13 protein-coding genes are annotated in these 13,847 nt (G+C 45.8%); 11 read left to right on the top strand and 2 right to left on the bottom strand.

The window, feature by feature from the left end:
• Positions 1–95 precede the first annotated feature (95 nt).
• The 4 genes from BM210_RS15930 to galU all read left to right on the top strand — a co-directional run bounded on the left by BM210_RS15930 (position 96) and on the right by galU (position 3,394).
• Positions 96–530 carry a hypothetical protein gene (locus BM210_RS15930; protein WP_091169981.1) on the top strand — a complete coding sequence of 145 codons (435 nt, stop codon included), beginning with the start codon at positions 96–98 and terminating at the stop codon, positions 528–530.
• 94 nt (positions 531–624) lie between these two features.
• Positions 625–1,536 (top strand): selenium metabolism-associated LysR family transcriptional regulator, encoded by a 912-nt coding sequence (locus tag BM210_RS15925; RefSeq protein WP_091169978.1) that lies wholly within the window; start codon positions 625–627, stop codon positions 1,534–1,536.
• Between the two features lie 98 nt (positions 1,537–1,634).
• Complete coding sequence (locus BM210_RS15920; protein WP_091169976.1) at positions 1,635–2,480, top strand: PHP domain-containing protein; 846 nt, start codon at positions 1,635–1,637, stop codon at positions 2,478–2,480.
• Positions 2,481–2,515: 35 nt separating this feature from the next.
• Entirely contained in the window at positions 2,516–3,394 is an 879-nt protein-coding gene (gene galU, locus BM210_RS15915) for a UTP--glucose-1-phosphate uridylyltransferase GalU (RefSeq protein WP_091169973.1), read from the top strand.
• On the opposite strand, the gene BM210_RS34330 is transcribed toward galU, so the two are convergent.
• The gene (locus BM210_RS34330; protein ID WP_143101057.1) at positions 3,391–3,594 is read right to left on the bottom strand and encodes a hypothetical protein; all 204 of its coding nucleotides are present in this window, start codon (positions 3,592–3,594) and stop codon (positions 3,391–3,393) included. The genes galU and BM210_RS34330 overlap by 4 nt on opposite strands.
• Positions 3,595–3,822: 228 nt before the next feature.
• Positions 3,823–5,637, bottom strand: coding sequence for an Rqc2 family fibronectin-binding protein (locus BM210_RS15910; protein WP_091169971.1), 1,815 nt, complete (start codon positions 5,635–5,637; stop codon positions 3,823–3,825).
• Positions 5,638–5,852: 215 nt separating this feature from the next.
• Here BM210_RS15910 and BM210_RS15905 point away from each other — a divergent pair, with 215 nt between their 5' ends.
• The 7 genes from BM210_RS15905 to rpoZ all read left to right on the top strand — a co-directional run bounded on the left by BM210_RS15905 (position 5,853) and on the right by rpoZ (position 13,811).
• Positions 5,853–8,639 carry a calcium-translocating P-type ATPase, SERCA-type gene (locus BM210_RS15905; RefSeq protein ID WP_091169969.1) on the top strand — a complete coding sequence of 929 codons (2,787 nt, stop codon included), beginning with the start codon at positions 5,853–5,855 and terminating at the stop codon, positions 8,637–8,639.
• Between the two features lie 171 nt (positions 8,640–8,810).
• Positions 8,811–9,653: a diaminopimelate epimerase gene (gene dapF, locus BM210_RS15900; RefSeq protein ID WP_091169966.1), complete on the top strand. Its 843-nt coding sequence runs from the start codon at positions 8,811–8,813 to the stop codon at positions 9,651–9,653.
• Positions 9,654–9,721: 68 nt separating this feature from the next.
• On the top strand, positions 9,722–11,650 hold the full coding sequence (locus BM210_RS15895; RefSeq protein ID WP_091169964.1) for a bifunctional homocysteine S-methyltransferase/methylenetetrahydrofolate reductase: 1,929 nt from the start codon (positions 9,722–9,724) through the stop codon (positions 11,648–11,650).
• Positions 11,651–11,687: 37 nt separating this feature from the next.
• Positions 11,688–12,569, top strand: a complete 882-nt coding sequence (locus BM210_RS15890) for a YicC/YloC family endoribonuclease (protein ID WP_091169961.1) — start codon at positions 11,688–11,690, stop codon at positions 12,567–12,569.
• Positions 12,570–12,732: 163 nt separating this feature from the next.
• Positions 12,733–12,993, top strand: a complete 261-nt coding sequence (gene remA / locus BM210_RS15885; RefSeq protein WP_009672664.1) for an extracellular matrix/biofilm regulator RemA — start codon at positions 12,733–12,735, stop codon at positions 12,991–12,993.
• On the top strand, positions 12,983–13,603 hold the full coding sequence (gene gmk, locus BM210_RS15880; RefSeq protein ID WP_091169959.1) for a guanylate kinase: 621 nt from the start codon (positions 12,983–12,985) through the stop codon (positions 13,601–13,603). The genes remA and gmk overlap by 11 nt, the downstream gene beginning before the upstream one ends.
• 1 nt (position 13,604) lies before the next feature.
• Entirely contained in the window at positions 13,605–13,811 is a 207-nt protein-coding gene (gene rpoZ, locus BM210_RS15875; protein ID WP_091169956.1) for a DNA-directed RNA polymerase subunit omega, read from the top strand.
• Positions 13,812–13,847 lie beyond the last annotated feature (36 nt).

The following is a 13,847-nucleotide window of genomic DNA, read 5'->3' as shown; positions in this document are numbered from 1 at the left end:
ATTTGGCAATCGTTTTCAATTAAGGTAATATGGAAATATATACTCCTTGTACATAGGTTTCAAGTACTAATTTCATAGGTGGGGGGTTGTGATTTATGAGGGATAGAACGATAGAACGATCAAATGGTTGTGAACCGATTTTTGTTTCATTAGGTAACAAAAACATAACGGATATCGTAATCACGAATCATGCCCAAATCCGTTGGAATGACCGTGTCGAGCATGAAAAAACGGGCTTTGAGGATATTTGCGCTTTCCTGTGGGATCGACTGAAAGAGGGTCATATCAAGTCTTACTACAAAAATGGCGAAGATGCGTATCTTGTGGACGATGATTTGGTGTTGATCGCCGAATTCACAGAAATGGAAAATCCTATAAGCTCCGTTCCGAAGCTGCATCGTATGGTCGTCGTAACTTTTCTTGGACGCATGTCCGAAACGATTGAGCTCAGAGATTTGAAATCCTATTACTCATGGCTGCGGCATTCGCGACGGATGACGTTGATCAAAAACAGTCGGAAACGTCGATAATTCATATTTGCTAAGAGTATTCTGCAAGGATGCAGCATGCTCTTTTTTTATTTGCTATAATAGGTTTACAATGCATGTTGGAGGTACACAGATCATGGCACTTAATTTTCATCAACTTCATATTTTCTATACGGTCGCAGAGAAAGGCAGTTTCTCTTATGCGGCACAAGCCCTTCACATGACCCAGCCTGCTGTTACGATGCAGGTGCAGTCGTTAGAGGATTATTTTGGTACGAAGCTGTTTCATCGTTCAACAAAAAAAATTGAACTCTCAGATGCGGGCAGAACCTTGATACCCTTTGCCAAGCGGAGTATTGATTTAATAAAAGAAACAGACATCAGCATGTCCAAATTTACGCATATGCTGGAGGGAAGACTTCATCTGGGAGCAAGTATGACGGTTGGGGAATATATTTTGCCTCGTCTGCTTGGACCTTTCGGAAAGGAATATCCAAACATCTCGATCAGTATGAAGGTTATCAATACGAGGCAAATTCTCGAAGAAGTGCTCAACCACCAGCTGAATTTTGGTATTGTGGAAGCAGAAGTCCACCATCCCGATGTGCATATAGAAGCTGTGATGAATGATGAATTGATGCTGATTGTTTCGAAGGATCATCCTTTAGCGGATTCGCCGATTGTTACGCTGGAAGAGATGCTGAAGTATCCCTTTATATTAAGAGAGCAGGGGTCGGGAACGAGAACGGTCATGGAAGAAGAGCTTGCACGTGCAGGCTGTGATCCGGGCGATATGAAAATTGTTATGGAGCTTGGTAGTACGGGGGCTGTTAAATCGGCTGTTGAAGCTGGCTTGGGTATCTCCATATTGTCCCAATCCTCACTCAAGCATGAGGCGGCACTGGGTGTGCTGGTCGTGAAGAAAATTGAAGGCGTATGCTTTACACGCAGTTTTCACGCGATTTACTTGAACTCGACAATTTTACCAATTTCAGCAGTTACCTTCTTGACTTTTTTGCGTGAACGGGATTTGAGTCAATGGCTTTAGAAGAAGTTATTGAAGAAGCATTACGGTATGAGATATTCTCGATTACCAGGGTTTTTGGATGCAAAAATCAGAATCGAAATTAGGAAAAGAGGGTTTACATGGTATACGCAGATTTGCACAGTCATACTCTGGCCTCCGATGGAATGCAGTCGCCAGCTGAAAATGTACGGCTTGCTGTAGCGGCGGGCCTTGGAGCTATTGCAATAACCGATCATGATACGGTAGCCGGTTTACAAGAAGCGTTAGCCGCTGGTGAGCAATATGGAATCCAAGTCGTCCCTGGTGTGGAGATCAGCACCGTTGCTGCCGGGGAAGATATTCATGTTCTGGGTTATTGGATTGATTACGAAAACGAACTGTTTTTGGAGCGATTGGCGAATCTGAGGCACGTTCGGGACAGGCGGAACGAGATGATTCTTGAGAAGCTAAATGAGTTGGGCGTTCCACTGACGATGGAGGAAGTGCGAGCTTCTCTGCAAGTATCGAAAAAAGTCGATGAAACACTTGGTAGGCCGCATATCGCCGATGCCTTGCTGCGCAAGGGACATGTCACCTCCATTGCGGAGGCATTTGACCGATATCTCGGAAAAGATGGAGCCGCTTATTTCAATCCGCCGCGTATTGAGCCAGCAACAGCCATCCAGTGGATCCAAGATGCAGAAGGTGTCCCAGTGCTTGCACATCCCGGTTTATATGGACAGGATCAATTAATCGGCGAGCTCGTCGAAAGCGGTTTAGCGGGCCTTGAAGTATATCATGCAGATCATACGACCCAGCAGGAGCAGCATTATTTGTCGATAGCCAATCAATATGGGCTGATTGTTACGGCGGGTTCGGATTTTCATGGTGAACGGGGTGGAATTGTCTTCCATTCACCTATAGGTTCAAGAAAAACCGATATTTCCGTTGTCCAACAGCTTTTTGAAGCTAAGCGGTCATTGTGATGAAAGCTGCAAGGTAGAAGTTCAGGAGGACTATTATGAAAATACGTAAAGCCATTATACCAGCCGCAGGTTTGGGAACCCGTTTTCTACCTGCTACCAAAGCCCAACCCAAAGAAATGCTGCCGATTGTCGACAAACCGGCGATTCAATATATTGTTGAAGAAGCGATTGCCTCAGGTATTGAAGATATTATGATTGTTACGGGTCGTAATAAAAGAGCGATCGAGGACCATTTTGACAAATCATTTGAGCTGGAAATGATGCTTGAGGAAAAAGGGAATCTTGAGCTGTTGAAGCTCGTGCAGGATGTGTCGAACCTTGCGGATGTTCACTATATTCGCCAAAAGCAGCCTTTGGGCCTAGGACATGCCGTATTATGCGCACGGAAATTTATCGGCAACGAACCGTTTGCTGTGCTTTTGGGCGATGACATTATCCAAGCGGAGCCGCCGTTTTTGCAGCAAATGATTGAGCTGTATGAGCATACGGAAACATCGATCATTGCTGTATCCGAGGTGCCGTGGGAGGATGTGGACAAGTATGGAATTGTCTCTCCTTCCCCAGTAGTACACCCTTATTACCGGTATATCGAGGATTTGATAGAAAAACCGGACCTTGGCCATGCTCCATCGAATTTGGCAGTCATCGGCAGATATATCATTCAACCGGAGATTTTTAGCATCCTGGAAAATTGTGAGCCTGGCAGAAACGGTGAAATTCAGCTGACGGATGCACTGCGCATTTTGAACGGCCAAAACCCAATGGTCATATGCCCGGTGCAAGGTAGACGTTATGATGTCGGCGATAAGCTGGGATATCTTGAAGCCACTATCGAAATCGCTCTTCAGCGCGAAGACCTTCAGGACGCCTTAAAAGCATATTTACAAAAACTAACAAGCGGTTGGCACTCTTAATACAGTACAAAAGCCTGTACGAACAACCAAGCGTGTTCCTCAGGGATGATGCGTTTCAAGCACAAAAAAACGCATCTGTCCCAGCCCCACATCCAAGCGAGTCCCGCAGGGACGATGCGTTTCAAGCACAAAAAACGCATCCATCCCAGCTCCACAGCCAAGCGAGTCCCGTAGGGACGATGCGTCTCAAGCCCACCCAAAAACCGTACTCAACCCCAGCATCACAACCAAGCGTGTCCCGCAGGGACGAAAGCGTCCCGAGAACACCAAAAAACCGCACCATCCCAAGGACCCTCTGCCAAGCGTGTCCCGTAGGGACGAAAGCGCCCCGAGAACACAAAATATCCGCACACGGTGAGGGAGTCCAGAGGGCAACGCCCTTTGGGGCCCTCCCTATAGGGAGGGTTTGGGAGGGTACGCCAAAACTGTTACTTGATACTCACAGGCAGCTGCTTAATTCCATCAGCATCAGGTGTGATGAACAAGGTTTTCTGATGATCATAGATCACAAAACCCGGTTTGGCGCCGCTTGGCTTACGGACATGCTTGATCATCGTATAATCTACTGGCACCTGACTGGAAGCTTTAGCTTGGCTAAAATAGGCCGCAAGCTGGGCGGCTTCATTAAGCGTTGCATCTCCGAACTGCAGGCTGCGAATGACAACATGAGAGCCAGGAATATCCTTCGTGTGAAGCCATGTATCTGCAGACTGAGCAAGTCGGTTCGTTAAGTATTCGTTCTGCGTATTATTTTTCCCGACATAGATCGGTATGCCTTCACTTGAAGTAAAGCAAGATAGCAGCGGCCGCTGGTTTTGCTTCTTTTTGCGTGTTTTTTTACTGCGATCGCGAATATAGCCCTGCTCAATAAGCTCATCACGGATTTCGCTAATATCACTGAGAGATGCCGTGCCAAGCTGCTGCAGCAAGCTGTCCAAATAGAGGATTTCTTCGTGAGTTTGCTCCATTTGTTCCTTTACGGCAATAAGACTGTTTTTGCTCTTGGTATACTTTTTAAAATAGCGCTGTGCATTTTCCGAAGGAGTGAGCAGGGGATCCAGTGGAATAGCGATCATTCGCTGCTCTTCATCATAATAATTGATAACTTCGATCACGGAAGTGCCTTTTTGAATCTGATGCATAGATGCTGTGAGTAAGTCGCCAAGTATACGTAATTTGTCAGAGTCCTGAGCCTCATTCAGTGTTTCCTGAAGCTTTTCCAGCTTTTTAGCGTTTTTGTTTCTTTCATTTTGAAGAAATTTAAGTAAATCGGATACCCGCTGCTTGACAGTATCGCGTTCTGCCTTATCTCCATAAAAGGCCTCAAGACATTGGCTAACTGTGTCATAATATTGGATTTCTCCTTGCAAATGCGTAAGCTTGATAACGGAAAAATAGGCTTTGCCCGTTTCCTCTTGCTCACAAATATGAGGTGAACCACTGCCTGAGCGGAGTTGATTAATGATTGAGAAGAACGGCTCCCACAGACGTGAGGCGTTCTCAACAGGCGTATGTGCTACGGTTATCTTAGGTTCAGTCCGGTACACAATTTCTTTGGCTACCAAGGGACTTAAGCCGCTAAACCGAGCGACAAGACGCTGCTCCCATGTAAGATCTTCCCAAAGCTGAGCTGGCTTAGCGGGTGCTTTGAACGGATCTTCCTGCTCGGCTTGGAGAGGCGGGGCCTCTGTGAGCAATTCAATAAAAGAATCACGGCTAACTTCAAAAGGCTGTTCCTTATGCTGCTCGGGCGGTGCCGTGTAGCGGCTGCCAGGCATGATGATACGGTAGCTGCTGATTGCAGGCGTCACATGATGGATTCCATCAATGATCGTATCCGTCGATGGATCCAGTAAAATAATATTACTGTGCCGTCCCATGATTTCAATGATAATCGTTTTGCTGCTGACATCACCAAGCTCATCTCGCTGCCTCAAGCCTATGTGAATGACCCGTTCCAGGCCAGGCTGTGTAATGCTTTCAATAATTCCGCTTTCGCAATGTTTGCGGAGCAGCATACAGAACATGGGCGCATCCAGCGGGTTGGGATAGGACTTCTCAGTAAGATGTACACGAGGATAGGTTGGATTAGCAGACAACAGCAGCTTAAGGTTACTGCCCTGAGCGCGAAGCTGCAGTATGATATCGTTGCCCGAGGGCATATGAATTTTATTGATTCGGCCGCCCACGCATGCTTGGAGCTCTTGCACCAGACTATGGACGACGAGGCCGTCTAACGACATGTCGATTACAACTCCGTTCATACTTCAAATTTAGATGCACTGATAGTTCACCCTCTATCATGCCATACTTTGAACAAAAACTTAAGCGTCTTTTCATTTGTGATATTTCGCAGCTTGTCTGAATACATTTACTCATGAGGAATTTGTAATGAAAATTGAGCTTTGCAGCCTTTCGCAAGGCGGTATCAGAGCAACCTTATGGGAGGTAATACGGAATGAGTCAGAAGAAGTGGTATCAGATGACAAGTGAGGAGACGATGGAAGCCCAAAACATGCAGACATTACTGGGACTGACCACGTCAGAAGCAGAGAAGCGATTGGAGCAATATGGCAGCAATGAATTATCCGATGGTCCCAAGTTGTCACCAATTACTTTATTCCTGGGTCAGTTTAAAGATTTTATGGTGCTTGTGCTCGTCGGAGCAACACTAATTTCGGGACTGCTCGGTGAATATCTGGACGCGATAACGATTGTTGCGATCATTATTATGAACGGCATTCTTGGTTTTATTCAAGAGTATCGGGCTGAGCGTTCACTTCGTGCATTAAAGGAATTGTCTGCTCCTAATGCCCGTGTCCTTCGAAACGAGACGACATTGCAAATTCCAGCCCGCGAGCTGGTCCCGGGAGATATTGTACTGCTTGAAAGTGGAGACCGGATTCCTGCAGATTTACGATTTATTGAAGCAAATAGCCTGTATGCGGAAGAATCGGCTTTAACGGGTGAGTCGGTGCCTGTTAACAAGCACACGGAAGCATTGCACGGTGATGAGGTATCACTTGGCGACCAACGTAATCTTGGGTTCATGGGAACGATGGTTACTCGCGGAACAGCCAGGGCTGTAGTTATTCGGACGGGTATGCATACGGAGATGGGTAAAATTGCTGATTTGATCCAAAACACAGAATCAATGGAAACGCCGCTGCAGCATCGTCTGGAGCAGCTAGGGAAAATATTGATTATTGTGGCTTTGGTACTCACCCTGCTGGTTGTAGTAGCTGGCATTTTGCATGGTCAGGAGCCATACAGCATGTTTTTGGCGGGAGTCAGTTTAGCGGTAGCAGCAATTCCAGAGGGACTGCCGGCTATTGTTACGATAGCTCTGGCCATGGGAGTTCAGCGGATGATACTGCGCAAGGCGATTGTTCGCAAGCTGCCTTCGGTTGAGACGTTAGGTTGTGCTTCCGTGATTTGCTCGGATAAAACGGGAACGTTGACACAAAACAAAATGACCGTTACCCATTTATGGCTGGGCGGAGAAATTTTAGAGGTGTCGGGTGAGGGTTATGAACCTCAAGGGGATATCAAACTCAAGGGCGAACGAGTGGATGTACGCAACCATTTGATGCTGCGCAAGCTTCTTCAAGTATCCGTACTGTGTAACAATGCACAGCTCATGGAGCAGACGGAAGTGACTAAACGAAAGAAACAATTAACGGATGAGCCAAAAAGCATTTGGAGTTTACAGGGTGATCCGACTGAAGGTGCACTTATTGTATTGGGAGCCAAAGCAGGATTGACTTCACAATCCTTATCCGGTTTGTTCAACCGTACTAGTGAATTTCCATTTGATTCCGAACGCAAGCGAATGTCTGTACTTGTGGAGCATCAGGGAGGACGGATGGCTTGCACCAAAGGCGCTCCGGATGTTCTTATTATGCAGTGCAGCTATATTTTATGGGATGATAAGGTGATTCCGTTTACCCCAACGCTCAGACAAAAAGTGCTTGCGGCCAATGAAGGCATGGCGAACAACGCATTGCGTGTTCTGGGACTTGCTTACCGTGATTTGAAGCCGACAGAGAACTGCACGGAGGAATCAGAGGTTGAGCATGGTTTAATTTTCATTGGATTGACAGGAATGATTGACCCGCCGCGCAGGGAGGTTCGGGAGGCTATTACGAAATGCCGGAAAGCCGGTATCAAAACCGTGATGATCACAGGTGATCATCAAGGAACAGCTGAAGCGATTGCCAAACAGCTTGGCATTATGCCGGCCATGAATGGATTAACCTTGAACGGACAGCAATTAACTTTGCTAAGTGATGATGAGCTTGACAAGCAGGTTGAGGATACTTGTGTATACGCTAGAGTTTCACCAGAACATAAGCTGCGGATTGTCAAATCACTGCAGCGTATGGGTCATGTGGTAGCAATGACCGGAGATGGAGTTAATGATGCCCCTGCCATTAAAGCGGCAGACATAGGAATTGCCATGGGGATTAGCGGAACGGATGTATCCAAAGAAGCCGCATCACTCGTGTTGAGTGACGATAATTTTGCCTCGATTGTTTCCGCTATTGAGGAAGGGCGCGGCATTTACGAAAATATCCGCAAGTTTATCCGGTATTTACTGGCATCTAATGTGGGTGAGATCATGACGATGTTTTTTGCAATGATGGCGGGCTTGCCGCTGCCACTCGTTCCGATTCAGATATTATGGGTCAATCTGGTAACGGATGGACTTCCAGCCATGGCACTCGGGGTCGATCAAGCTGAAAAGGATTTAATGCAACAGAAGCCGCGAGGTTCACGTGAAAATATTTTCGCTCGTAGGCTGGGTTGGAAAATCATCTCTCGAGGCATGCTGATCGGCATTTGTACGTTGGCGGCATTTTTGATTGCCTTACAGCAGGGATTGCACGATGAAGCAGCAACATTAATAAAAGCACAAACGGTTGCTTTTGCCACTTTGGTTATGGCGCAGCTCATTCATGTATTCGATTGCCGCAGCTCACGCTCTATCTTTCATCGTAATCCGCTGCAAAACCGTTATTTGGTTCTAGCCGTTCTGTCCTCACTCCTGTTGATGCTGGCAGTGCTGTATATTGAGCCCCTACAGCCCATTTTCAAAACCGTACCACTCAATATTAAGGATTGGATCGTCGTCCTCATTTTTGCTGGAATTCCAACTTTTCTAATGGGGTTTGGGAGTTTGATGAGCAAGCCTTCGAAACGTAAGCCGATTCGTTATGGAACGACAAAGCCTGTTATTCGTTAATTATTCATTTGATGCCGAGACCTGGGGATTCATTCCATGTTTCGGCTTTTCGTATTTTGTACATTTAAAACGGGCGGAATTTTGTCAAAAAACTATGCATACCTGTCATTTTGCGTTATGATAATGGCTATCAACACTAAAGGGATAAGGTAAGAAAGTAGGGGAACGGCTATGAATTTCACAAAAATGCATGGGCTTGGGAATGATTTCATTGTCGTTGCAGGTCAGCAAAAGCTTCCTATTGATGCAAATGAACTTGCGATCCGTTTGTGCAGTCGTTTTTTTGGCATTGGAGCAGACGGGCTTGTGTATATACTTCCTTCGAAAATCGCTGACTTTCAGATGAGGATCATCAATTCTGATGGTTCGGAATCCGAGCAGTGCGGCAATGCAATTCGTTGTGTAGCCAAATATATTTATGAACATGGCATGATCGACGCATCAGCATCAGAATTAACCATTGAGACAATCGGTGCTGGCTCACAGCAGGTGCAGCTTACTGTAGTTGATGGTAAAGTAACAGCGGTTCGTGTTGATATGGGAGAGCCGATCCTGCAGGGTGCCTTAATTCCTACAGCATTGGATCAGGAACAGGTGCTCAATCACCCCATTGAAGTGGATGGACAACAATTTCAATTTACTGCGGTTTCAATGGGCAACCCTCATTGTGTGATCTATGTCGATGATGCAGCAAATTTTGATTTGGCGGTATGGGGGCCGAAGCTGGAATCCCATCCGATGTTCCCGCGTCGTGTGAATGTAGAGTTTACAACAGTGAAGGCACGCAATGCGATGGATATGCGGGTGTGGGAACGTGGAGCGGGGCCTACGCTTGCTTGCGGGACCGGAGCATGTGCGACGCTTGTAGCTTCTGTGCTAAATGATGTATCTGATCGTTCAGCGATGGTTTCTTTAAAAGGTGGCGACTTGTTCATCGAATGGGATATTGCCGACAATCATGTATATATGACAGGGCCTGCTGAGCAGGTCTATGAAGGAAATTTATCTATATAGAAATATATATGTCAAATCCTGAATACTAGATGGATTGCAGCTTTGTGGAAAGGGGCGGACAACAGCAAATGAAGCTTGACTTAAGAGAAGCTCTTCATCAGGATATTTTGGTTGGTGATGGAGCAATGGGTACTTTTTTATATCAAATGGGCTTTCCTGTCGGGATTTCATATGAAGAGCTGAATCTTCTCAAACCGGAGGTTATCGCTGATGTGCATCGCCGTTATTATGAGGCCGGTGCGCGCGTAATTGAGACCAATACATTTTCAGCAAACCGTGAAAAATTGTCTAAATTCGGTTTGGAGCAAGAAGTAGAAGCCATCAACCGGGCAGGTGTGGAAATCGCTCGTAAAGCGGTGGGCAGTGATGCTTATGTCGTAGGGGCGATGGGCTCCATTCGTGCGGGTAAGCGTAAAAATGTTCGCACAACCAAGCTTAAGGATGATTTACGTCAACAAATCGAGGTTTTACTAGATACTCAGGTGGATGGCTTGCTGCTGGAATCTTTTCTGGATCTAGAAGAAATGCTGCTTGCCTTGAAAATAATTCGTAAGCTAAGCAACATCCCGGTTATTTGCCAATTTGCAACAGAAGGTTCTGGGACAACGGAGGACGGCATTCTGCTGAACGAGGCATTTGACAAGCTAAAGCACAATGGAGCCGATGTAGTTGGATTTAACTGCCGCAGCGGTCCAAATGGGTTATTACGCTCGTTGGAAAAAGCTGCAGCGTCCGGACCTGTGTTACCATACTCTGTATTTCCAAATGCGGGAATCGCCGATTATGTCGATGGCCGCTTTACCTTTGCAGCGACACCTGAATATTTTGCCGAAACAGCTTTGAAGTTTGCTGATCTGGGAGCTCGAATTATTGGTGGCTGCTGCGGTACGACTCCTGAACATATCTCTTTTATGGCAAATGCGCTGAATGGTTACAAACCTGATCCTTCACGGATTAACAAGCTGCACTCAAAAGTACAGTTTACGGGTGTGTCCACTGTCGTAAATGGTAGCTCAGGCGAATCGACTCTTGAATTAGTACCTTCTTCAACTAACGGAGCTGCGGAAATGCCGCCTGCTGACGAACCCAATATCGTAGAATTGGTGAAGCAGCGTCATACCGTTATTGTCGAGTTGGACCCGCCTCGCGATCTGGACATTGATAAATTTATGAAGGGTGCACACGCGTTGAAGGAAGCGCGGATTGACGCCCTGACGATGGCTGACAATTCATTGGCTGTTACACGAATGAGCAATTTAGCGCTTGGCTACCTGGTGAAGGAGCAGACCGGACTTCGTCCTCTAATTCATATCGCTTGCCGAGACCGCAATATGATTGGTACGCAATCGCACATGATGGGGCTTCATGCTTTGGGAATCGACCATGTACTAGCTGTGACAGGTGATCCTGCGCGCTTTGGAGATCTTCCTGGATCCAGCTCTGTCTATGATTTGACTTCATTTGAGATTATTCGGATGATCAAGCAATTGAATGAAGGGGTTGCCTTCTCGGGTAAACAGCTTAAGAAGAAAGCCAATTTCATAGTTGGCGCAGCCTTCAATCCCAATGTTAAATATTTGGAAAAGGCAGTTCAGCGTCTGGAACGGAAAATCGAAGCAGGTGCCGATTACATTATGACGCAGCCTGTTTATGATGCTAAGCTGATTGAACGAATATATGAGACTACCAAGCATTTGAATATCCCGATTTTTCTTGGTATTATGCCGCTCGCAAGTGGTGGTAATGCAGAATATTTGCATAATGAGGTTCCTGGGATACAACTTTCTGACGATGTGCGTCAGCGTATGAGCGAACTGAAGGGTGAAGAGGGGCGCGCAATGGGCGTGCAGATCGCCAAGGAGCTTTTGGATGCGGCTATGCCTTACTTTAACGGAATTTATTTGATGACCCCATTCCTTTCATACGAGATGACAGCAGATTTGACGAAATATGTGTGGGAGAAATCAGAAAGCATGATTTCCACTTGTACCCTCTAGCAAAATGAATTAAAATAAGCTAATGGATGTGAACAGCTTGATGAAGAGTATGACCGGATTCGGACAAGCAAACTGTAGGTTTGCCGGTTATATCGTGCAAATGGATCTTAAATCGGTCAATCATCGCTATTGCGAGGTCAACGTGCGAATTCCTCGTGAATATATGAAAGTTGAGGATTTGCTCAAAAAAACCGTGCAGCAGCATTTAAAGCGCGGCAGAGCCGATTTGTTTGTAACGATTGAACGAAATGCCGAGGCGTCTCGTATCGTAGAGCTGAACTGGCCGTTAGCGGAAGAGTTTCAAGCAGCAGCAGAACAGCTTGCGACAAGATTCGGTTTGAAGTCATCACTGGATGTTCGGGATTTTATGGCTATTCCCGATTTGATTACCTTCAAAGAAACGGCTCTAGTTACGGATGAAGAGTTTCAAAATGAGTTAGTGGCTTGTGCAGAAGAAGCAGTGCTGAAGCTCACCCAAATGCGGGAATCGGAAGGCGCCCATTTAAGTATGGATATCGAGCAGCGAATTGAAACCATGAACCGTTATCTGGAGCAATCGTATCAGCTGGCTCCGCAAGTGGTGCAGCATTATGCGGGTAAGCTACGGGCGCGTATTCAGGAAATGCACCAGCAGCCTATACTTGATGAAGCACGCATAGCCATGGAAGTTGCATTGTTGGCGGATCGTTCGAACATAGACGAAGAATTAGTGCGTCTGCAAAGTCATATTCAACAGTGCAATCAACTGATTAGTGAAGTTGAACCGATTGGTAGAAAGTTTGATTTTCTCTTGCAAGAAATGAATCGGGAAGTGAACACAATCGGATCCAAAGCGAATCATGCAGAACTCACCACGATAGTCGTCGAAATGAAGGCTGAAATGGAAAAATTGAGAGAGCAGATTCAAAATATAGAATAAAAACGTTAATGACTAAGTAGCTTTCTGCTAGTGAGTAAGGCTTAATAAAGTGAAATGTTTAGAAAATCTAAGATAGTGCTTACGAAGTAGCTTTGCTAGAGCAAAGCTTAAATAATGCTTGCGATGCGGCTTAGCTAAAGGAAAGCTTGTAGGAGGAAAACAGATGGCTATCAAACTTATCAATATTGGCTTCGGGAACATTGTGTCTGCCAACCGAATCATTTCCATCGTTAGTCCGGAATCGGCCCCAATCAAAAGAATTATTCAGGAAGCTCGTGATCGGCACATGCTGATCGATGCAACCTATGGACGTCGTACGCGGGCGGTTATTATTACGGATAGCGACCATGTTATTTTATCTGCGGTGCAGCCCGAGACGGTGGCCCATCGACTTTCCAATAAGGACGATGATCATGACGAGTAAGGAAAGAGGAATTTTAATCGTATTATCAGGACCTTCTGGCGTAGGTAAAGGAACGGTTTGTAAGGCTCTACGCGGCTGTGCTCCAGACTTGGTTTACTCTGTATCAGCTACAACTCGCGATCCCCGCGCAGGTGAAGTGGATGGAGTGAATTATTTCTTCAAAACTAGGGAACAATTTAAGAAGTTGATCGATACCGATCAAATACTAGAATGGGCGGAATATGTAGGCAATTTCTACGGAACCCCACGTCAATTTGTTGAGGAAACGTTAAATTCGGGTAAAGACATCATTCTTGAGATCGAAGTGCAGGGTGCACTTCAAGTTAAACAAAAGTTTCCTGAGGGTGTATTTATATTTTTGCTGCCTCCTTCATTAGATGAATTGGAAAGCCGGATTATCGGCCGCGGTACCGAATCGGAGGAATCGATTAGGAGCCGGATGTCGGTTGCTATGGACGAATTCCGATTAATGGATTATTATGACTATGCGATTGTAAACGATAAGGTGGAAAATGCCTGTTCACGCATTCAATCGATTATTGTAGCCGAGCACTGTCGCACGGATAAGGTTTTCAGTAAAATAAAACAGTGGATGGTTGAGGTGAAATAACATGTTGTATCCTTCGATTGATGAGCTTTTAGAGAAAGTTGACAGTAAGTATTCCTTGGTAGTAGCAGCATCCAAGCGGGCAAGATTATTGCGTGATGGTGCTAAATCGGAAATTCGTAACAAAAAGTCCTACAAGCAGGTAGGTCTTGCGCTTGAAGAAATTTATGAGGATTTGATTTCTTACGAGAAGCTGTATAAAGAAACCTAAGGTACACTTAAACGACAACCCTTGTGGTTGTTATTT

The organism is Paenibacillus sp. 1_12 (genome assembly GCF_900114475.1).
Taxonomy (GTDB): Bacteria; Bacillota; Bacilli; order Paenibacillales; family NBRC-103111; genus Paenibacillus_S.
This window is presented reverse-complemented; position numbering and strand designations above follow the sequence as displayed.